Source organism: Chlorobaculum parvum NCIB 8327, assembly GCF_000020505.1.
Classification (GTDB): Bacteria; Bacteroidota; Chlorobiia; order Chlorobiales; family Chlorobiaceae; genus Chlorobaculum; species Chlorobaculum parvum_A.
In genome coordinates this window covers 933,515-953,198 of the sequence record NC_011027.1, presented here as the reverse complement: position 1 = coordinate 953,198, position 19,684 = coordinate 933,515, and the positions used below count along the sequence as shown (strand labels likewise).

14 protein-coding genes and 1 pseudogene are annotated in these 19,684 nt (G+C 55.8%); 5 read left to right on the top strand and 10 right to left on the bottom strand.

Annotated elements, in window-relative coordinates; all coding sequences use genetic code 11:
- Positions 1 to 4: 4 nt before the first annotated feature.
- The gene (gene trpD, locus CPAR_RS04460; protein ID WP_012502116.1) at positions 5 to 1,087 is read left to right on the top strand and encodes an anthranilate phosphoribosyltransferase; all 1,083 of its coding nucleotides are present in this window, start codon (positions 5 to 7) and stop codon (positions 1,085 to 1,087) included.
- 122 nt (positions 1,088 to 1,209) lie between these two features.
- On the opposite strand, the gene trxB is transcribed toward trpD, so the two are convergent.
- From trxB to CPAR_RS04435, 5 genes are all read right to left on the bottom strand, one after another.
- A complete protein-coding gene (gene trxB, locus CPAR_RS04455) occupies positions 1,210 to 2,145 on the bottom strand; it encodes a thioredoxin-disulfide reductase (RefSeq protein ID WP_012502115.1) in 936 nt (311 codons plus the stop codon).
- A 92-nt stretch (positions 2,146 to 2,237) separates the two neighbouring features.
- The gene (gene trxA, locus CPAR_RS04450; RefSeq protein ID WP_012502114.1) at positions 2,238 to 2,567 is read right to left on the bottom strand and encodes a thioredoxin; all 330 of its coding nucleotides are present in this window, start codon (positions 2,565 to 2,567) and stop codon (positions 2,238 to 2,240) included.
- Between the two features lie 99 nt (positions 2,568 to 2,666).
- Positions 2,667 to 6,215: a DNA polymerase III subunit alpha gene (gene dnaE / locus CPAR_RS04445; protein ID WP_041466130.1), complete on the bottom strand. Its 3,549-nt coding sequence runs from the start codon at positions 6,213 to 6,215 to the stop codon at positions 2,667 to 2,669.
- Between the two features lie 228 nt (positions 6,216 to 6,443).
- Positions 6,444 to 7,562: a glycosyltransferase family 4 protein gene (locus tag CPAR_RS04440; protein ID WP_012502112.1), complete on the bottom strand. Its 1,119-nt coding sequence runs from the start codon at positions 7,560 to 7,562 to the stop codon at positions 6,444 to 6,446.
- Between the two features lie 16 nt (positions 7,563 to 7,578).
- Complete coding sequence (locus tag CPAR_RS04435; protein WP_012502111.1) at positions 7,579 to 9,954, bottom strand: glycoside hydrolase family 65 protein; 2,376 nt, start codon at positions 9,952 to 9,954, stop codon at positions 7,579 to 7,581.
- Between the two features lie 272 nt (positions 9,955 to 10,226).
- Between CPAR_RS04435 and CPAR_RS04430 the strand changes: the two genes are divergently transcribed.
- The 3 genes from CPAR_RS04430 to CPAR_RS04420 all read left to right on the top strand — a co-directional run bounded on the left by CPAR_RS04430 (position 10,227) and on the right by CPAR_RS04420 (position 12,260).
- Positions 10,227 to 11,432 (top strand): leucine-rich repeat domain-containing protein, encoded by a 1,206-nt coding sequence (locus tag CPAR_RS04430; protein ID WP_012502110.1) that lies wholly within the window; start codon positions 10,227 to 10,229, stop codon positions 11,430 to 11,432.
- A gap of 286 nt (positions 11,433 to 11,718) precedes the next feature.
- The gene (locus CPAR_RS04425; protein WP_012502109.1) at positions 11,719 to 11,997 is read left to right on the top strand and encodes a BrnT family toxin; all 279 of its coding nucleotides are present in this window, start codon (positions 11,719 to 11,721) and stop codon (positions 11,995 to 11,997) included.
- Positions 11,994 to 12,260 (top strand): antitoxin, encoded by a 267-nt coding sequence (locus CPAR_RS04420; RefSeq protein WP_012502108.1) that lies wholly within the window; start codon positions 11,994 to 11,996, stop codon positions 12,258 to 12,260. The genes CPAR_RS04425 and CPAR_RS04420 overlap by 4 nt, the downstream gene beginning before the upstream one ends.
- 228 nt (positions 12,261 to 12,488) lie before the next feature.
- Here the strand turns inward: CPAR_RS04420 and CPAR_RS04415 are convergent, their stop codons facing one another.
- From CPAR_RS04415 to CPAR_RS04400, 5 genes and pseudogenes are all read right to left on the bottom strand, one after another.
- Positions 12,489 to 13,577: a radical SAM/SPASM domain-containing protein gene (locus tag CPAR_RS04415; protein WP_041466129.1), complete on the bottom strand. Its 1,089-nt coding sequence runs from the start codon at positions 13,575 to 13,577 to the stop codon at positions 12,489 to 12,491.
- A 102-nt stretch (positions 13,578 to 13,679) separates the two neighbouring features.
- Positions 13,680 to 13,778, bottom strand: a pseudogene (locus CPAR_RS10770) (integrase core domain-containing protein); the annotation flags it as partial.
- 110 nt (positions 13,779 to 13,888) lie between these two features.
- Positions 13,889 to 15,772 carry a biotin/lipoyl-containing protein gene (locus tag CPAR_RS04410; RefSeq protein ID WP_012502106.1) on the bottom strand — a complete coding sequence of 628 codons (1,884 nt, stop codon included), beginning with the start codon at positions 15,770 to 15,772 and terminating at the stop codon, positions 13,889 to 13,891.
- A gap of 99 nt (positions 15,773 to 15,871) precedes the next feature.
- Entirely contained in the window at positions 15,872 to 17,398 is a 1,527-nt protein-coding gene (locus tag CPAR_RS04405; protein WP_012502105.1) for a fumarate hydratase, read from the bottom strand.
- A gap of 78 nt (positions 17,399 to 17,476) precedes the next feature.
- On the bottom strand, positions 17,477 to 17,911 hold the full coding sequence (locus CPAR_RS04400) for a universal stress protein (RefSeq protein ID WP_012502104.1): 435 nt from the start codon (positions 17,909 to 17,911) through the stop codon (positions 17,477 to 17,479).
- 223 nt (positions 17,912 to 18,134) lie between these two features.
- Between CPAR_RS04400 and CPAR_RS04395 the strand changes: the two genes are divergently transcribed.
- Complete coding sequence (locus CPAR_RS04395; protein WP_012502103.1) at positions 18,135 to 19,682, top strand: bifunctional aminoglycoside phosphotransferase/ATP-binding protein; 1,548 nt, start codon at positions 18,135 to 18,137, stop codon at positions 19,680 to 19,682.
- Positions 19,683 to 19,684 lie beyond the last annotated feature (2 nt).

The following is a 19,684-nucleotide window of genomic DNA, read 5'->3' as shown; positions in this document are numbered from 1 at the left end:
AAAAATGACACAAGAACACGAACTACGCGCCTTTGGGCGGCTGATTTCATCCATCGCTTCGGGTCACATCATGAGCCGCGAAGAGTCGTACGAAGCCTACCGACAGGTAATTCTGAACCTTCAGCCGGAACTTCAGCAGGGCGCGTTTCTTGCAGCGCACCTGATGCGCAACCCAACCACCGAGGAGCTATCCGGAGCGTGGGATGCGCTCGACCGGCACGATACGGCAAAGATCGACGTCGATCTCGACGGCCCGGTGTGCGACATCGTCGGCACGGGATCAGACAAACTCAAAACCCTGAACTGCTCCAGCCCGGCAGCACTGATCGCTGCAGCGTGTGGGCTCCCGGTGGCCAAGAAAGGCGCCCGCCTCGTCACCGGCGTGTCAGGCGCTTCGGACATCTTCGAGTCGCTCGGCATCGATCTCGACCATCCACTCGAACGCGCGGCAATGAGCCTCGAAAACGCCGGCATCTGCTACCTGCCCGGCGAGGCGTTCCTGAAATCGGGCTGGGCGCGACTGATCGGCGCCATGCGCTTCACCTCGGCATTCAACATTCTTGGCCCACTCACCCGCCCCTGCGCGCAAAACAACTGTGCGGTCATCGGCGCGTACGCCCCGGAGGTGTCAGTGCAGATGATCGACATTCTCGCTGAAATCGGCATGCCGGCCGCCCTCTCCCCTTACGGTCTGGCCGAAGGATTCGATCCGTCGCTTGGCATGGATGAATTCTCCCTTTGCGGCCCAACTAAAGTGGTCGAACTGCGCAACGGCACGATCACCAGCTACGAAGTGACACCAGAGGATTTTGGCATGAAACAGGTGCCGCTGGAACAGATCGCGAGCATGAAAAGCGGTGAGGAAAATGCCTCCGTGGTGCTGGAAGTGCTGCAAGGCAAACGCGGAGGAGCCGCCGCGGACTTCTTCTGCATGAACGCCGCCGCCGCGCTCTACATTGCAGGCATGGCCAAAGACTACCGAAAGGCAACCGACATGGCCTGCGAGGCGCTCGAATCAGGCAAAGCCTGGGAAAAACTCGAAGCGATGCTCGAATACCAGGGCACCGACGCCCTCGCCGAATGCTGAATGACCTGTACTTGTAGGGGGCAACCCTTGCGGTTGCCCTTCTCGTCCATTCCACCCCAACGCAAAAAGGCACCAGAACCTCAACAGCCCCGGTGCCTTTCAAAAAGCAGCAAGTTTGACCGTTACCTGATCGACTCCAGGAAACGCTCGGCTTCGATCGCCGACATGCAACCGGTGCCGACAGCCGTCACCGCCTGGCGATAGGTGAAGTCCTGCACGTCGCCACAGGCGAAGACACCCTTGACGCTGGTTTCAGTCGAGTGCGGTTTGGTCAGGATATAACCGTAATCGTCCATGTCGAGCTGGCCTTGGAAGAGCTTTGCGTTCGGCTCGTGGCCGATGGCGACAAAAACGCCGTCGCAGGCGTGCTCGGTCAGTTCGCCGGTCTTGACGTTCTTGAGACGAATGCCGGTCACCTTCATGCCGTCACCGAGAATTTCATCGACCACCTCGTTGAGCATGGTGGTGATCTTCTCGTTCTTACTGGCGCGAAGGCTCATGATCTTGGAAGCACGGAACTCTTCGCGGCGATGCACCAGTACCACTTCCGAAGCGAACTTGGTCAGGTAGAGCGCCTCTTCCATCGCCGTATCGCCGCCACCGACAACGAACACGCGGCAGTTGCGGAAGAAAAAGCCGTCACAGGTCGCGCAGGCCGATACGCCGCGTCCGCGGTAGGTCTCTTCGGACTCGATGCCGAGCCACTTGGCGTTGGCACCGGTCGCGATGATGATCGTCCTGGCAAGAATTTCGCTGCCGTCATCGAGCGTAAGGCTGAACGGACTGCGCGAAACATCGGCCTCGGTAACACTGCCGAACTTGAATTCGACACCGAAGCGCGCAGCCTGCTCACGCATTCTGCCCATCAACTCCGGACCGGGAATGCCTTCCGGGAAACCGGGAAAGTTCTCGATGTCGGTGGTAATCATGAGCTGACCGCCGGGCTGGTGGCCTTCGATAACCAGCGGCTTGAGGTTGGCTCTTCCGGTATAAATGGCCGCAGTGTATCCGGCAGGGCCGGTTCCGATGATGACGACGTCCCTGATGTCTTTATCCATCGTTGATCTCCGGGAAGATGTGTTGGGGTATGCTTAGATATAACTATCCCGGCATGAAGCCGGGATAGTTGAAGAAAAAAACGGAAGGAAAATCAGGCGAGGTACTCGTCGATCTTCTTTGCGATCATGTTCTTGGGAAGAGCGCCGACCATCTGGTCAACAACCTGTCCGCCTTTGAAGATCAGCATGGTAGGAATGCTGCGAATACCGAACTGTGCTGCCGTGTTGGGGTTCTCATCGACGTTGAGTTTGGCGATGACGGCCTTGCCTTCGTAATCACCGGCAAGCTCTTCGATAACCGGGCCGAGCATCATGCACGGGCCACACCAGGAAGCCCAGAAATCAACGAGAGCCACTTTATCAGAGTTGATGATATCAGACTGGAAATTCTGATCAGTAGCCACAAAATATTTTCCGCTCATAAGATCTAACGATAAGGGTTAACAATTGATAAGAGAAACACTGTTACTCTATGCCAATATAACTGAATAAATCAGAACTTGGCAACAAGTGCTGAAATTCTATCCGGTTATTTTCACATTATCTGGCCCGAGAATCTCTTCGAGCTGGTTGAGTGTCTCGTCATCGGGCTCAATCGGCGTGTTACGCGCAAAAACCTTCAGCATTTCGATTTTCGCTCCTACTGTGGCCCGAAGCTCGAAATCGACCGGTGTTTCCCCCTTGTGCTTCTCGAACAGCTCGCGTACTTCTTTGAGCTTTTCGAGCTGCGAGGGATCGTCGGCATCGATGCGCAACATCACCTTTTTGATCAGGGCGGAACGCACCTTTTTGAGCGGTGCGACCTCGCGAACCAGCAGCTTCAGGCTGCCGTCCCGCGCTTCAGCCTCAGCGCTAAGCATCACCGCTTCGTCGGGCTGAAGCATGTGGCGATACTGCTCGTAAACGCTTGCAAACACGGTAAAATCAGCCTTGCCGGTGAAGTCTTCGAGCACGCCAAACAGCATCTGTTTGCCCTTACGATCCTGATAGGGCTTGACCGAAACGATCACTCCGATCGTCTTGTAGAGCTTCGAGGGGGTCACCTCGCGCATGTCGAGCGTGAGGTTGGCAAAGGCCTCCCAGTCACGCCGGTAACGATCAAGCGGGTGGTGGCTGAGGTAGAAACCGACAAGCCGCTTTTCGTGCTGGAGCTTTTCGCTCTCCGGCATGGGCTCGCCGTTGTCCAGCTCCGGGTAGTAGATTCCGGCCTGTTCGTTGCTGAAGTCGTCGTTGAAAAAGCCGCCCTGGCCCAGCGTGACCGCTTTGTTCTGAATCTGCCCGAACTTGATGGCCTTGTCCACGTTTGCCAGCAGCTTGCCGCGGTTGGGATCGATCTCGTCGAGCGCTCCGGCCTGAATGAGGCATTCGAGCGCCTTGCGGTTCATAGCTCGCAGATCGACCGAAGCAGTCAGATCAAACAGATTGGCGAACGGCTTGCCGTCACGGCGCAGACGAGCCGCAACAACAGCCCTTGCCCCATTACCAACCTGCTTGATAGCCGACAAGCCGACGCGGATGCAGGGCTTGCCCTTGTGCTCGTCAACCGAGAAGAGCGCATCGCTCTGGTTGATCGAGGGCGGCAGGGTGAAGATACCGAACCCTTTGGCCTCGTCGGTCAGGTGCTTCATGCGCTCGGTGTCGCCAATCTCGCTGTTCAGGATCGCCGTGACGAACTCGATGGTGTAGTGCGCCTTCAGGTAGCCCGTCCAGTAGGCCAGCACGCCGTATGCCGCCGAGTGGCTCTTGTTGAAACCATAACCCGCGAACTCGGCCATCAGGTCGAAGATGCGCGTTGCCAGAGCCTCGTTGACATCGATGCTGACGGCACCCTGCACGAACTCCTCCTTGAACTTCTGCATCAGCGCCGGATTCTTCTTGCCCATCGCCTTGCGCAGGTTGTCCGCCTTGCCGAGCGAGAAGCGGCCCATCACCTGCGAAATCTGCATCACCTGTTCCTGATAGACGATGACGCCGTAGGTCTCCTTGAGAATCTCCTCAAGCATCGGGTGCATGTAGTCGATCTCCTCGCGCCCGTGCTTGCGGTCAACAAACAGATCGACCGCGTTGCGGTGCTCGTCGATGACGGCGTTCAGAGCGCCGGGTCGGTAAAGCGCGCTCATAGCGATGATGTCGCCGATAGTCGTTGGCTGGAGCCGCGTCATGTAGCTCTGCATGCCGGAGGATTCAAACTGGAAGATGCCGGCCATCTTGCCCTCCTGGAAGATGCGGAAGGTCTGGCGGTCGTCCATCGGCACCTTTTCGAGTTCGATGTCGATGCCGTGCCGCTTCTTGATGAGCCGCAGGGTTTCGTCGATCACGGCGAGGGTTTCGAGGCCGAGGTAGTCGATTTTCAGCAGACCCGCCTGCTCGATGCAGTTCTTGTCGAACTGGGTGACGACCTGCTTCTCGTCGCTGCTTTCAGCCTTCGTACCGTCGATGTCATTCTGGTCGAACTCGTCGGCGTATTTGCGCTCCTCGGTCTCGATCTTGTTGGAGACGTAAAGCGGCACCTGCTCTTCGAGCGCGCCATCGGTGATGACCACCGCGCCCGCGTGCATCGAGACGTTGCGTGCACGCCCTTCCATCGCCCGCGCGTACTGCATGAGCTGCTGGTATTGCGGATCGCTATCGACAAGCCGTTTCAGCTCTTTGACCTCCTTGAAAGCGTCTTTGAGCGATGTCCCCGGTTTGGAGGGCACCAGCTTGGCGAGCTGATCGACTGCCTTGAGCGGCACATCGAGCACGCGCCCTGCATCGCGGATTGCCGCCTTCGCGCCGAGCGTACCGATAGCCACCACCTTCGCCACGCTCTCCGCACCGTACTTCTGCACGGTGTAATCGAGAACCTTCTGCTTGCCGACCGGTGTAAAATCGATGTCGATATCGGGCATCGAAATACGCTCCGGATTCAGGAAGCGCTCGAACAGCAGCTTGTACTTCAGCGGATCGATCCGGGTGATGCCGGTCAGGTAGGCGATGATGCTGCCCGCCGCCGAGCCGCGTCCGGGGCCGACCGAGTAGCCCATCTCGCGCGAAGCGGCGATAAGGTCACTGACGATCAGGAAGTAGGCGCTGTAACCCATCTTCTCGATGACGCCAAGCTCCAGCTCGATGCGCTCCTTCACCTCCTCCGGAATTGCACCGTCCTCCACGCCGTACTTGTTGCGCGCCCCCTCCCAGGTCAGGTGGCGCAGATACCCCTTCTCGCTGTCGAAGCCCTCCGGCAGCGGGAACTTAGGTAGATGCGGATCCTGATCGACGAACTTGTAGGAGCACGCCTCGGCGATCTTCACAGTGTTGCTGAGTTCGTCGTGCGAGTTGTCGAAGAGCGCGGACATCTCCGAGGCCGACTTGAAGTAGTTCTCGTGGCCCGGCAGGCATTGCAGGTTCTGGCTGTTCAGCCGCTCCTTGGTGCGGTTGGCAATCATCGCCCGATAGCAACCGGAGTCGCGCCGATCGAGATAGTGCACATTGTTGGTCGCGACCAGCGGAATGCCGAGCTGTTCGGCAAGACGGATCGTGGCAGGCACGAGCAGCTCCTCGTAGGGCACACCGTGCTTCTGAAGTTCGAGGTAGAAATGCTCGCCAAAAAGCGAACGGTACTGCTCCGCCAGCTTCGCAGCTTCTGCTTCGTTGCCCGCAAGCAGCGTGCGGCCGATTTGCCCGGAATGAGCCGCCGACAGGCAGGTCAACCCTTCACTGCACTCTTTGAGGACTGAACGATCCACATGCGGCAAGCCGTTTGAAAAACCATCCCTCGCCGCCCGCGACAGGATGACGCACATGTTGCGATAGCCGATGTCATTGCGGATGAGCAGGATGAGCGTAGCCGGGCGGCCCGTATCGTGCGCGTCGGTGCCCGCAAGATAGATCTCCGAGCCCATGATCAGCTTCACCTCTGCCTTCGCCGCCTGGCCGAACAGCTCGGGCATGTTGAACATTGCGCCGTAATCGGTCACGGCGACGGTCGTCATGCCCTGCTTCTTGCAGGCCGCGAAAAGCTCGCCCGGAAAGATCGGGCTGCTCTGCATCGAGTAGTGGGTGTGGGTGTGAAGATGAACGAACTCCAAGGCACTTTTCCTGACTGGTTGCAATCGCCGGACGGCGTGGGAATCATCCGCCGTGCCGGTGCTTCACCCATCATTATAACCTTTCGAGCCGTTCCTGCAAGATCAAAATTGGGTGTCCACCAGCGAGCGGCACGAAAGGCTGTCGAGCTGTGCCTGCGGTTCATTTTGAAAAGAACACCGAGGTGCGTCAAACCAAAACGCCACGGCAAGTAAAGCCCAAGCAACAGGTTACAAAAACGTTCGGCGTCTTTTCATCGCTTGGGTCGCGTTCAGGATAAGCGGAGGCGAAGGAACCGAAGAGCGCGCGGAGGGAGCAGCGATGACGTTCCGATAGAGCGTTTCATATTTTTCAACCATGTGACGCAAGGTGAAGCGCTGTTCGAATTCGCGCCTGCATGCAGCCCTTGAAATCGAGTCGATATTGTGGATCGCCCTGATGAAATCGAGCTGGCTGTCGCAGATAAAACCGGTGACGCCGTGGGTAATGACCTCCGGGCTGGAGCCGCACCGCCGCACGATCACCGGCGTGCCGCAGGCGAGCGCCTCGATCATCACCAGCCCGAAAGGCTCGGGCCAGTCGATGGTGTTGAGCAGCGCCTTGGCGTTCCGGAGCAACTCCCCTTTCCGGCGGTCGTTCACCTCGCCGATGTACTCGATGTAGGGGCTGTCGAGAAGAGGCTCGACCTTGGCCTTGAAATAGGCCTTGTCGGCAGAGTCGATCTTGGCGGCCAGCTTCAGGTGAATTTTGCACGCCCGTGCCAGCCGGATCGCTTCATCGGGCCGCTTCTCCTCCGAAAAACGACCGAGGTAGAGAAAGTAATCTTCCGGATCGGGGTTAAACTCGAAAAGATCCTCCGGATAACCGTGATAGACCGTGCCCGCCCAGTTAATGCCCGGCACCGGCGCTCGCTGAGAGTCACTGATCGAAACCCAGGCCATCGAGCCGTACCGCTTGAGAATATCGACATAATCGGGAACATCGAGCCGTCCGTGCATGGTCAGCACGGTCGGAGTCTGGAAGCGGGTAGCATAAGGCAGAGTGAGGTATTCGAGATGCGAATGGATGATGTCGAACTCTCCCGCCATCTCTTCGTAAACCTTCGAGAGCATCAGCATGTGCATGATGATGGTCGAGTGGATCTTGCGACCGAGCCGGAGACTTTGTGTCACAGGCGCAATCAGGCGGGCGCTGGTAACGGAGTCCCCGGATGCAAAGAGCGTCACCTCGTGGCCACGCTCAACCAGCCCCTCGGTCAGGTAATAGACCACCCGTTCCGTGCCGCCATATTTCTTTGGCGGGACGCTTTCGATCAGGGGAGAAATCTGTGCAATTCTGAGCTTTTTCATGGAAGCGGTCTCCTCGTCATTTTGACGGACAGTATTGAAGGGTATAGGGCTTGTTTGTCCTGATCTTGTAATTCTGGCCGTACAGCGTGCAGGGCAGCGTCACATCCGAAACAGCATCGATCCTTATCGACACCTCGCTGTGAGTGATATCGAGATGAACATCGCGTTCGCGCCACCGCACCCTGAACGACAGGCGCTTCCATTTTTTTGGCAGCCACGGCGTCAGCACAATCCGGTCGGACTTGAGCGTCAGGCCCGCGAATCCGTGGATGACCGCCTGCCAGCTTCCGCCGACCGAGGCCGCATGAATGCCAAGTTCGGTATTGTTGTGCAGGTTTTCGAGATCGAACAGGGCAGTTTTCATGAAATAGCGATAGGCGTTGGCTCGCTCGGAAACAGCCAGCCCCATCATGGCGTAGGTGCAGTGGCTCAGGGAGGATTTGTGCGCCGTGCGCGGCTCGTAAAAGTCGTAGTTGACCTTCTTTTCCTCGACGCTGAAGCAGTGCGGGAAGAGCAGCATCATGAGCAGCACGTCGGCCTGTTTGATAAGTCGGGTGCGCCCGATATTCCGGTAGTTCACGCCCGGAGGCAGCACCGGATGACCGAAGCGGTCGGGATGGCCGATCACATAATCTTTGAGGTCGAAGTAGCCGTCGAACTGCTCGACCAGCCCTGTCTCGGGATCCTGGGTGAACTTGAGGCGACGGCTGATGTCGAGCCAGTGTTCCGGTTCATCATCAGCAAGCGAAATCTTTCCGGCAAGCTCTCGCAACGCCTCCGGAGCCGTCTTGCCGACGTGCCTGAAAAGCATGGTCGCCAGCCGCAGATGCCACTTGACCAGCCAGTTGGTGTAGGCGTTGTTGTTGACGTGCTCGTGAAATTCATCCGGCCCGATCACCTTGTGAATTTCATAATGCTCGCCCACCTTCGTCACCCGGCTCGCCCAGAACCGCGCCGTCAGGAACACCATCTCCAGACCGCAATGCAAGAGGAAACTCTCGTCGCCAGTCACCCGGAAGTAGCGCTCCACGCCGTAAATAACGTCGGACACGATATGATCCTCCTCGGCGCCGGTATAGATCAGCCTGATGGTTTTTTCGAGCTTGGAGGCAAAACGGGGCGTCACATCCTCGCCGGTCGTGGCCGACTCCCAGGCGAAGCGCGCGCCATCGTAACCCGACTTTTCGGCGTTCCTGATCGCGCCGGGCAGGGTGTTGCAACGGTACATCAAGATGTTGCGCGCCATCGACGGAAAATTGTGGATGTAGAAGGGCAAAATGAAAATTTCGGTGTCCCAGAACACGTGGCCCATGTAACCCTCCGAGCTGAGGAATTTCGCTCCGATAGGGCCGGGCTTTGACGGGCCGTTGATGAGCAGCTGGTAGATGTTGTAGCGAAGCGCCTGCTGGGCGGCATCATCGCCTTCAATCCGAACGTCGGCGCGACTCCACAGATTGCGCCAGACATCGATATGCCGTTTGATTTCGACCGGCGCACCGGTACGCACGTAGCAGCGGAGGTTGCAGATCGCTTCCCGGATCATGTTGTTCGCACGATCGACCGGCACATCGCGGTTGGTCATAACGACGGCGAGCTTTTCAAAGGTGTAGGACTCCCCCTGCGAAGCGTCGATGGTGATTTCGCTGGTAAACTTCTCACCGTAAATCCTCGGCTCCCAGCGGCGCCTCCGCTCCTGACCGTTCATCATCTTCCACGACGCGGCCTCGGCGATGCGGATGCCGCGCTCGCGGGTCTTCATTTCGAGGTACATGAAGTTGCGGCCCCGCTCGATCTTTTCGAGCTGGAGGTGCTTGTACTGTTCGTGCGGAAAAAATCCGCGATTGAACACCTCACCGTTCAGCCCCGAAAGTACCCTGATCTGCCCGGAAAAATTTACCGGCGTGATCCGCACCCGCATGTAGCCCCGATGAGCGTCGTGCATGAACACGAGCCGCGAGGTTTCGAGGGTGAGAATTTTTCCGTGTGAATTTTTGAAGGTGGTGCGGCGGTGCAGGATGCCTTTTTTCATGTCGAGCACCTGCTCATGCTCCAGCGCGCGGCTGCATGAGAGGCAGAACTTTTCATCCTCATACCAGACCGAGACGTCGGTCCACATCGGGCACTTGACCAGCTCTTCGACATCGGCTTCCGATTTGTCGTAAATCCCGGACAGGTACATGCCGCCACAGTGACCGGGCGGAAGCTCTTCGAGGCTGCCCCTGATGTTGAGGTAACCGTTGCCGACCGTCAACAAGGTCTCGTTGATCTGAATCGACTTCGAACCTTTCCTGAACCCCTTTTTTCTCAGGAGCCACTCTTTGGATGAAAGTTCGAACAGAGCGTCCGTTTCAGCAACAAGACGCTCAACGCCTGATGAAGCTTGCCCGGTCATAATTCCTCCCAATACCTCACGAATTCCACTGTCTGGAAAAGTCCACACAACACACCTTACCAATGCACATGACCACACAAACTTCAATGGCCCGCCTTACTTTTATTAACAAAGCAAACGGGTCTGATAGTTCATCCTTTTGCCGAAGACCGGGCACTCAACCCCATGAAAACGCCAGCAATCAAAGCCGGCTGTTTATGGTTTGAGGCTGTTTTTTTCTTATTTTAGGCAAACATTTCAGCATCAACCAACCCCTCAAGCTCACACTCACTTTGGAGCAAAACATCTACCAAAAGTGTCCTGTCTGCGGCTTTCCGTTGACGCAGGATAACGCGATCTGTCCGCGATGCAAGAACGATATTCTCGAAGACATCAATACCCTTGACGAGCAGAATCTCGAAAAGCATTACCGGATCATCGAGGAGAAAAAAGCTGACTGGTACATTCGCTGCCTGGCCGAGCATCTCGACACCGGAAAAGCTCCGGCCGTCACCTTCTCGCCGGAAGACACTGCACCGCGGCATGGCTTCAAAGACCGGCTGACTCCGGCCGAAGAGGAGGCGCTGGCAGCATCCCGGGCCGTGCTGCTGCGTGAGCCGCAAAAACGCCACGACTGGTATCAAGCGCTGAGTAACGATTGGAAAGAGGTGGTCAGGCACACCCTGAAACTCCAGCGTGACCCGTCCGACACGGAACTGCTCGACTTCCTGAACGTAACGAGTGTGCGCTGCGACAACACGCGAATCCACAATCTCGCGCCGATCAGCCTGTTGGAAAACCTGCAACAAGTCCGCTGTGATGAAACCCCGATCGAAAGCCTCGAACCGCTCAGGAACCTCCGACAGCTCAAGCGCCTCTACGCGTTCGACTGCGATTTCCTTTCGCTCGACCCGCTGCGCAACATCACCTCGCTGAAACTGCTCTGGGTTTCAAGCACCGAAATCAGCGACCTCGAACCGATTGCAGGCCTCATCAACCTCGAAGAGCTCTACTGCTCGGAAACCTTGGTGAGCGACCTTTCGCCAATCGCCGGGCTGATCAATCTCGAAAAACTCAGTTGCTACAAAACGGAGATCGAGTCGATCGAGCCAGTCAAAAAGCTCGAAAACCTGATCGAGCTTGGCATCAACAGCACCCGCATCAGCTCACTGGAGCCACTCGCCGGACTCGACAAGCTCGAATACCTGCGCTGCAGCCGCACCAACATCACCAGCCTCGAACCGCTGCGCAAGCTCTCCTCACTCAAAGAGCTGAGCGTCGAACAGACCGGTGTATTCCACCTCGACCCATTGGCGGGACTCGAAGAACTTGAAGAGCTGAACATCATCGGCACCGAGGTCGAATCGATCGCGCCACTGATCGAGCTACCCAATCTGGAAAAGCTGGAACTGTCGGCAGGACGGATACCGCAATCCGAAATCGAACGCTTCATGTTCACCCACCCAGCTTGTGATGTTATCATCAAGCCGAGGGGATGATGGATTGAAGGGATAGAGTTGGCATGAATTGAGAAAGGGGATAACGGTAATTTCAACAAGCCGTTATCCCTTTTTTTATATTTGAAAACGCCACCCCGATATTGGCTCGTTATCACTCACTGTCGATAAGGGCGAACACACAGGTTCGCCCCTACAACTGAAGGACGGACACCACGCGAAAGCCGACGCTGGACTGTCTGATCTTCGAGCAAAAGGATGACGTGTTCTGACGCTAAATCCTCATGATTCTGTTGCCAAAGTGCACACAATGGCATAAATTACTCTTATGAAACTGATAAACTGGAATAGAGACAAGAACGAGTGGCTAAGAAAAAACAGAGGGATCTGTTTTGAGGATGTACTTTTTTATCTGGACAGTCAGTGCCTGATAGACGATATAGAACATCCGAATCAGGAAAAATATGGTGGGCAAAGAATGATGGTTTTGAATATCGATAACTATATCCACCTTGTTCCTTATGTAGAAACAGCTGATGAGATTTTCCTGAAAACGATTATTCCAAGCAGAAAAGCGACAAAAGAATATCTGGAGAGTAAAAAATGAATAATTTGGACAATGATGAAAAAGAGTTGCTGGATTCTTTTGAAAAAAATGAATGGCGTTCTGTTAAAGACCTGAAAAAGCGGAAGCTTGAACTGGAAGAATCTGCGCGTGCTACTATCCGAAAGGATAAAAGGGTAAATATCCGGATTTCCGAACGCGATCTGAAAGAGTTACAGAAAATCGCCCTGAGAGAAGGATTACCATACCAGACTTTGATTTCGAGTATTTTGCATAAATACGTAAACAAGGCTCAGGCAGAGTGAATGTGAAACTGGAACTGTCGGCAGGGCGGATACCCCAATCCGAAATCGAACGCTTCATGTTCACCCACCCTGCCTGCGACGTGATTATCAAACCGAGGGGATGAGGGATTAGGTTGAAAGAATGGGGATGAAATGACGAAGGGGAAGAGTTTCCTGAATGGAGCCTCTTCCCCTTTTTTCGTTGGTAGACAGATTTTCTTCTTGTCGGGGTGGTATAGGTTGTAATAATCATTGGTAGTGCTTTTGCAAGTTATCACGAATATGGTCAATATCTTCGTAAGGTGGATAATGATCGACCATAATACAACCACTGCAAGCATCTACACTTCTCCATGAATTTTGCAAATGTGCTAACCGAAATTTATTTAACTCGGAACCTCTCCATATTTCTTGCATCGTCGAATTCTTTATTGACCCGATATTGGTTTGATGGTGCCAATCAGAACAACAGACACCAACATCTCCATTCACATGAACAGAGAGCGAATAGAATGGAGAAGGGCATACGAACCTTCCCTCAGATATACTTACACCTGTCATGCCCCTCTTTTTATCTCCGATCAATTTTTCCGCCTTCTCAGTTACAGGCATAAGGTTTTCAATCCCAACGGAATCAGAAATAGGAGAAAATACATTAAAAAATTTTCGTTTATCTTCTGGTGTTAATCCAATATCAATAATTTTTACGTAAATGAATGTTTTGTTACCGTACCGCCTTACAGATTTATAAAAATCTGTAATATTTTTTACGATTTTATCGAAAGAAACATTAACGTTGACTGTGTTTTTGTATGCTTCGTCAGATAAACCCTCAATCGATATTCTTATTTTATGCAAACCAGCTAATGCAATTTTTTCACCTATTTCCTTATCAAGTAAAGCAGCATTGGTAATCAAAGAAACCTCCCTTACAGATTTCGAAGATACCGCGTACTCGATCATTTCAGATATATCTTTATTTAACAAAAGTTCTCCATAGTTTCCTAGAACCAATTCATCGATTTTATTTGGAAACCACACAAAATCATTAATCATTTTTTTAAATAACTCTAGTTTCATTACCCCAGTCTTAAAGCCAGCCAACTTTAGAGATTCAAGGTCTGATTGCGGGCAAAAGAAACACTTGAAATTGCACCCACTTGCCGGATCGACATGGACTTTATTAGGTGTATTCAAAGGCAACATTTTAGCTAAACCACGTCCGCGGCCAAAAATAAAATATCTCCAGTGCATTCTTACCAAGCCGACAATAACTTTTAATGCACGAAAGAATCCTGCATCTTTCGCAACATCAAATAGCCGCCCGATTGCAGTCATAACTACTTCAATTAAATTAAATGGACGTGCCTCCGTCTATAAGAGCACTTCTTCTTGACAAAAATCCGTTTACTGAACCAGGAATTCTACCGGTACCTGTCATCCTAATGAGCTGTGCGGCCGAATGGAATTGTAATCCTCCTGCCATCGCCTGATAACCTCACGGGCATAATCCAAACTCATAAACCAGTTCGCGTTCAGCAGCAACAAAAAACCATTACACCAAATTTATCACTTGATCAGCAAACAAAAAAAGGGCAGACCTGTTAAGTCTGCCCTTTTGAATAGTGCTATGATAAATCGCTTCCAGATCAATCGATATACATCAGCGGCTGGTCGGCGGAAACCGCATCGCCCGGTTTGGCGAGGACTACCGTGACGATGCCCGACTTGGGGGCCTTGACCGGGGACTCCATCTTCATAGCCTCCATGACGGCGACCTCCTGGCCTTCCTCGACCTTCTGGCCGACTTCGACTTCCATCTTGAAGACGTTGCCCGGCATTGACGGCATCACGGGTGTGCCCTGGTGCTGCTGGACAGCGGCGGGAGCGGCCATTTGCGGCATCGCCATCGGCTGCGCGCCGGGGGCGGTGGACTGCGCCATCACCATGCCGTCGGCGATCACCACGTTGAACGACTTGCCATCGACCATCACCATGTAGTTGCCCGACAGATTGCTGCGGCCAGCCGGTTTGATGAGGTCAGACAAGCGATCCTGCAACGAGTTGCCGTGCGAGGTGACCTTCAACTCTTCCTCGCTATGCTTGGCCTCCTCCTCAGCCTCGATATCCGCCTTGTAGCGGATGCCCATCGGCTTGTCGCCCTGAAGGAAACCGATGCCCTTCGCGCCGCAGGTAGCCGCGATGAAGATGTTTTCGTCGGTAATCTCCAGACCTGCCTCTTCGAGCAGCTTGGTGTTGTGCTCGATGCCAAGATCGGGATTGCGGTCGTTGATGTCGTGCACGTCCTGAACGGTCGGCTCGAGGCCGAGCTGTTCCGAGGCGAGCGCCACCACCTCCGGATCGGGGGCTGCCGGGGTCTTGCCGAAGTAGCCGAGCACCATCTTGCCGTAGCCGTCCACGATCTTTTTCCACGGCCCCTGCACGGTGTTGGCGAAAGCCTGCTGGAAGTAGAACTGCGAAACCGGCGTCACCGAAGCGCCGAAGCCGCCCTTGGCGACAACTTCGCGCATGTTGCGGATCACCTCGGGGAAGAAGTGCAGCGTGTCGTGGTCGCGCATCATCTGGGTGTTGGCGGTCAGCGCGCCGCCGGGCATCGGGGAGAACGGAATCACCGGATTGACCTCTTTGGCTTCCGGCGGCATGTAGTATTTGTCCATGTGCTCGATGAACATCCGCTCGACTTCGAGGTACTTCTCCTGGTCGATGTCGAGGGTGTAGTCGGTGCCACGCAGGCGGTGCCACATGGTGAGAATGTCAACCTCGGCGGTGCCACCGCTGACCGGAGCCATCGCAAGGTCGATGATGTCGATACCGGCCTCGATAGCAGCGTAGTTACACGCCACGCCCATTCCAGCGGTGTCGTGCGTGTGGAATTCGAGCGTGGTGCCCTCGGGCAGCATTTTGCGCGCACCCTTGACCGTTTCGTACACGACGGCGGGAGTGGTGGTGCCAGAGGCGTCCTTGAAAGCGACGCTATCGAACGGAATACCCGCATCGAGAATATCCTTGAGCTTGTCGAGGTAGAACTGCGGCGTGTGGCAGTACGACTCCTTGAGGCCCGGAGGCAGACCCATCAGGGCGATCACCACCTGGTGCTTCAGCCCGGCGTTGACGATGCACTGACCCGACCATGCGAGGTTGCGCACATCCATGAGCGCGTCGAAGTTGCGGATGGTGCTGATGCCGTGCTTCTTGAAAAGCTTGGCGTGAAGGTCGATGATGTCACGCGACTGCGACACGAGACCCACCACGTTTGCACCTCGCGACAGAGTCTGGAGGTTGATGTCCGGCCCGACCACGCGGCGGCAGGCATCCATCATCTCGAAGGCGTCCTCCTGGCAGTAGAAGTAGAGGCTCTGGAAGCGTGCGCCGCCGCCCACCTCGAAGTTATCGGTGCCCGCATCGACCGCAGCCTGAAGCACCGGAAGGAAATCCTCGGTTTTGACCCTTGCTCCGTAACAGGACTGGAACCCGTCGCGGAAGGAGACATCCATGAACCGTATTTTTTTCATATAACGCTCTCGTTGGTTTTATCTTGATCCGTTAGGGCCGCCTCCCGCCAAGCAGGCAAACAGCCTCGAAAAATGATTGATCCGGCTCAGCCGTGATCGTTACTCTTTGCCGATCTTTTCGAGAATCGCGAACGACTCCTCATCGACCTGCTGGTGCAGGCTGTTACCGTTGGCGTCCATCGTGACGATTGCCGGGAATGCCTTGACCTGCAAGTGCCACATCGCTTCTGGCACACCCATCTCTTCGAGAAAATCGACGCCGGTCACCTTTTCTACCGAGCGGGCGTAGTACTGTGCCGCACCGCCGATGGCGTTGAGGTACACCGCGCCATGCTTCTGCAGGCCGGCCAGCGTCTTCGGCCCCATGCCGCCCTTGCCGATCACAGCGCGAAGGCCGAGCTTCTCGATCACGTCCGCCTGGTAGGGCTCCTCGCGGATCGAGGTGGTCGGCCCTGCGGCGACAACCCGGTACTCACCATCGTCGTTCTTGAGCATCACCGGGCCGCAGTGGTAGATAATGCCGCCACTGATGTCGAGATCCTCCGGCAGGTCGTGGTGCATCACGTAGTGGTGGAAGGCGTCGCGGCCGGTGTGCATCTCGCCCTCGACGATGACGATGTCGCCCACCTTGAGCGAGCGGATCGTCTCCTCGCTGATCGGAGCCTTGAGCACCACCTCGCGGCCCGTAAGCGGAATGCCCTCGCCCTGAGCCATGCGTTTGATTTCATCGTCGGAACGGTACTGCCACTCGGTGATCGAGCCCTCTGCGGGATCGATGATGACGCCGAGACGGCGGTAAGCCCAGCAGTTGTAGGCCACCGAGACGAAGAAGCTGGCCGGCACTCGGTGCGACTTGCCGATCTTGCAGCCGAGCAGCGTGCTCTTGCCGGAGAAGCCCATCGGGCCAATGTTCAGCGTGTTGGCCTTTTCGAGCATCTCCTGTTCGAGGCCAGCCAGTTCCGGATCGGGATTGGTGTCATCGACATAACGGAGAAGCTGCTTCTTGGCCAGCTCGAAGCCGCTGGTGCGGTCGCCGCCGACGCCGACGCCGATGAAACCAGGGCTGCACCCCTGCCCCTGCGCCTGGTACACCGCGTGGGCGATGCACTTGCGCACGCCGTCGATGTCGCGAGCCGCACGGCCCTGTCCGGGAATTTCAGCCGGAAGCGAATACTGGATGTTCTTGTTCTCGCAGCCGCCGCCTTTGAGGATAAGCTTCACCTCGATCTCGTCGCGATCCCACGGTTCGAAATGGATCACCGGCACGTGGCAGCCGAGGTTGTTGCCGGAGTTCTTGCCGCTCATCGAATCAACCGCATTGGGGCGAAGCTTGCCGGTGCGGGTCGCCTCGACGATAGCCTCTTCGATGTCGCGCTTCATGGCGAGCTGATCGACGCCTTTCGGAGTGTGCACGAAAAAGGTGGGCATGCCGGTATCCTGACAGACCGGGCCGACGTTATCGACAGCCATGTCGATGTTGAGCGTGATGGCCGACATGGCCAGACCGGCTCTCGAATCGGCGGTCTCCTGACCGACCGCATCGGCAATCGCCTTGCGCACGTCGCTCGGCAGGTTGGCGGAGGTCTCCGTAATCAAGGCTATCATTGAATCCCTGAACTGTTTCATAATCGGGAAGCTTGAAAGTGAACAATAGTAGTTGAGGCCGCCCGGATCGCGTCCAGAGAAACCCCGCTGATAAATCGCTTATTCAGTAGCAGTTTTGTCGATGGCATCCTGCTTGATAAGCAGAACCGGAATCGAAGCCGAACGGTACACCGCCTCGGCAACGCTGCCCATCATCAGGCGCATGAGGCCACTCCTGCCATGCGAGCCCATCACGATAAGATCGGCACCCCACTGCTCTGCCTGGCTGATGATCACCTCTTTCGGCTCACCACCGGCCTCCTTCACATCGGCCTGCAAGCCGTTTTTGATTTCCGACATGAGCATCTGCGAAAAACGTTCGGGCATCGAGGCTTCATCAGCAGTGGTGCCGGACGCGTAGCCATCTTTTTCACGGATATGCAGAAACCTGACGTGGGCATCGACGCGTTTTGCCAGCTCCACGGCATATCGCACAGCTTTGGCGGAGGCGTTGGAATAATCGGTGGGGCACAGAATTCTGGAAAGCTGTATCATCAATTACGCTTTAGTTTACTGATAGTTGGGCGATCAATGAAGGCTGGCAATGAAACCTTGAATTTACATTTTTTTTGAGAAACACCGAACTTACCTGCATGATCAAATGCACATACAGGCATACGTATAAAAAATCCAGCATGGCAATCCCGGATTTTTTGCCTTAGCTTTCAGAAAGCACCATCTTCGGCTCGAAACGCTTTGCAGAAACCGACGTGAAAGCATGAACAAGGTAGCCCAGGCATTGCTGAATCCACAAGCCTATCCTCACCCGACCACACCTGAGATCGAGCTAGTGGAAACCCACATTTCATGGGTTTTCCTGACCGGTGAGTACGCCTACAAGCTCAAAAAACCGGTCGATCTGGGCTTCCTCGACTTCTCGACGCTCGAACTCCGCCGCCACTTCTGCCATGAAGAGCTTCGCCTGAACCGCCACCTCTGCCCCGACCTCTATCTCGAAGTGCTGCCATTGACCGATGAGGGTGGCCGGATTCGCATCGGCGGCAACGGCAAGCCGATCGATTACGTCGTCCGCATGGTGCAGTTCGACCGAAGCCTGGAACTCGACCGGCTGCTTCGGAATGACGAGCTGACTCCGCAGCATATCGACGATGCAGCCTGCGTCATTGCCGAATTTCACGCTTCGATCCCGCAAGCCGATCCCGACTCCCCTTTCGGCAGGCCCGAAGAGGTGATCAAGCCGATGCTCGCCAACCTTCACCTCACCGGTGAGGTGGCCCGTTCGGACGATGAACGGGACGCAATCGAACGACTGCGCCAATGGACGCTTGAGGAGCATGGACGACTGAACGAAGTGCTGAGGAAACGCAAGGAGGGCGGCATGGTGCGGGAGTGCCACGGCGACATGCACACGGGCAACATGCTGATCCGCAACGAGCGTGTCATGATCTTCGACTGCATCGAGTTCAGCCCGCAGCTCAGCAAGATCGACATCATCAACGATCTGGCGTTTCTCTTCATGGATTTACAGCACGCTGGTCATAAGGAGCTGGCCTGGCGGCTGCTCAACGGCTGGCTGTCGAAAAACGGAGATTACGACGGATTAAGAGTGCTCAACTTTTATTGCACTTACCGCGCGATGGTGCGCGCCAAGGTCACCTCGATCCGACTGGCGCAGGAAACGAACGAGGCCGAAAAACAGGAGACGCTCGACGAGCACCACTCCTACCTGCACCTCGCCCTCGGCTACACCGAGCGCCCCGAACCGCTGCTCGTGCTCACGCACGGCGTCTCCGGCAGCGGTAAATCGACGATTTCGGCCAGGCTCGCCGAAGCGGGGGGCTTCATCCACATCCGCTCCGACGTCGAACGCAAACGCCTGTTTGGCATCGGCAGCCTCGAAAAAAGCGCCGAACAGGGGCTCGACATCTACACGCCCGACGCCACGGAGAAAACATACTCGGCAATGCTCGAAGCGGCGAAAGCAGCGCTGGAGGGAGGCTATCCGGTCATCGCGGACGCGACCTTCCCCACCAGAGATTTCCGCAAGCCATTCCTGGAACTTGCTGAATCGATGGGCTGCCAATGCCGCATCCTCCACTTTCACGCATCGCCGGATGAGCTGCGTCGGCGAGTGCGGGAGCGCCATGCTTCAGGCGACGATCCATCCGAAGCCGATCTGGCCGTGCTCGAAGCGCAGATGCGCAAGATCGAGCCGTTCGACAACAACGAAAAAGCCCTCTGCATCGATATCGACACAGAGGGCGATCTTGCCATCGAATCCATCCTTGAAAGACTCGAACGCTGACG

Bases quoted from the DNA above. Each gene is read 5' to 3' on its own strand.
- CPAR_RS04420 (WP_012502108.1), top strand. From the start codon at position 11,994: ATGAATAATTTGGACAATGATGAAAAAGAGTTGCTGGATTCTTTTGAA.
- trxB (WP_012502115.1), bottom strand. From the start codon at position 2,145: ATGGATAAAGACATCAGGGACGTCGTCATCATCGGAACCGGCCCTGCC.
- CPAR_RS04400 (WP_012502104.1), bottom strand. From the start codon at position 17,911: ATGATACAGCTTTCCAGAATTCTGTGCCCCACCGATTATTCCAACGCC.
- CPAR_RS04415 (WP_041466129.1), bottom strand. From the start codon at position 13,577: ATGACTGCAATCGGGCGGCTATTTGATGTTGCGAAAGATGCAGGATTC.
- CPAR_RS04410 (WP_012502106.1), bottom strand. From the start codon at position 15,772: ATGAAAAAAATACGGTTCATGGATGTCTCCTTCCGCGACGGGTTCCAG.
- trxA (WP_012502114.1), bottom strand. From the start codon at position 2,567: ATGAGCGGAAAATATTTTGTGGCTACTGATCAGAATTTCCAGTCTGAT.
- CPAR_RS04405 (WP_012502105.1), bottom strand. From the start codon at position 17,398: ATGAAACAGTTCAGGGATTCAATGATAGCCTTGATTACGGAGACCTCC.
- trpD (WP_012502116.1), top strand. From the start codon at position 5: ATGACACAAGAACACGAACTACGCGCCTTTGGGCGGCTGATTTCATCC.
- CPAR_RS04440 (WP_012502112.1), bottom strand. From the start codon at position 7,562: ATGAAAAAGCTCAGAATTGCACAGATTTCTCCCCTGATCGAAAGCGTC.
- CPAR_RS04425 (WP_012502109.1), top strand. From the start codon at position 11,719: ATGAAACTGATAAACTGGAATAGAGACAAGAACGAGTGGCTAAGAAAA.
- CPAR_RS04395 (WP_012502103.1), top strand. From the start codon at position 18,135: ATGAACAAGGTAGCCCAGGCATTGCTGAATCCACAAGCCTATCCTCAC.
- CPAR_RS04435 (WP_012502111.1), bottom strand. From the start codon at position 9,954: ATGACCGGGCAAGCTTCATCAGGCGTTGAGCGTCTTGTTGCTGAAACG.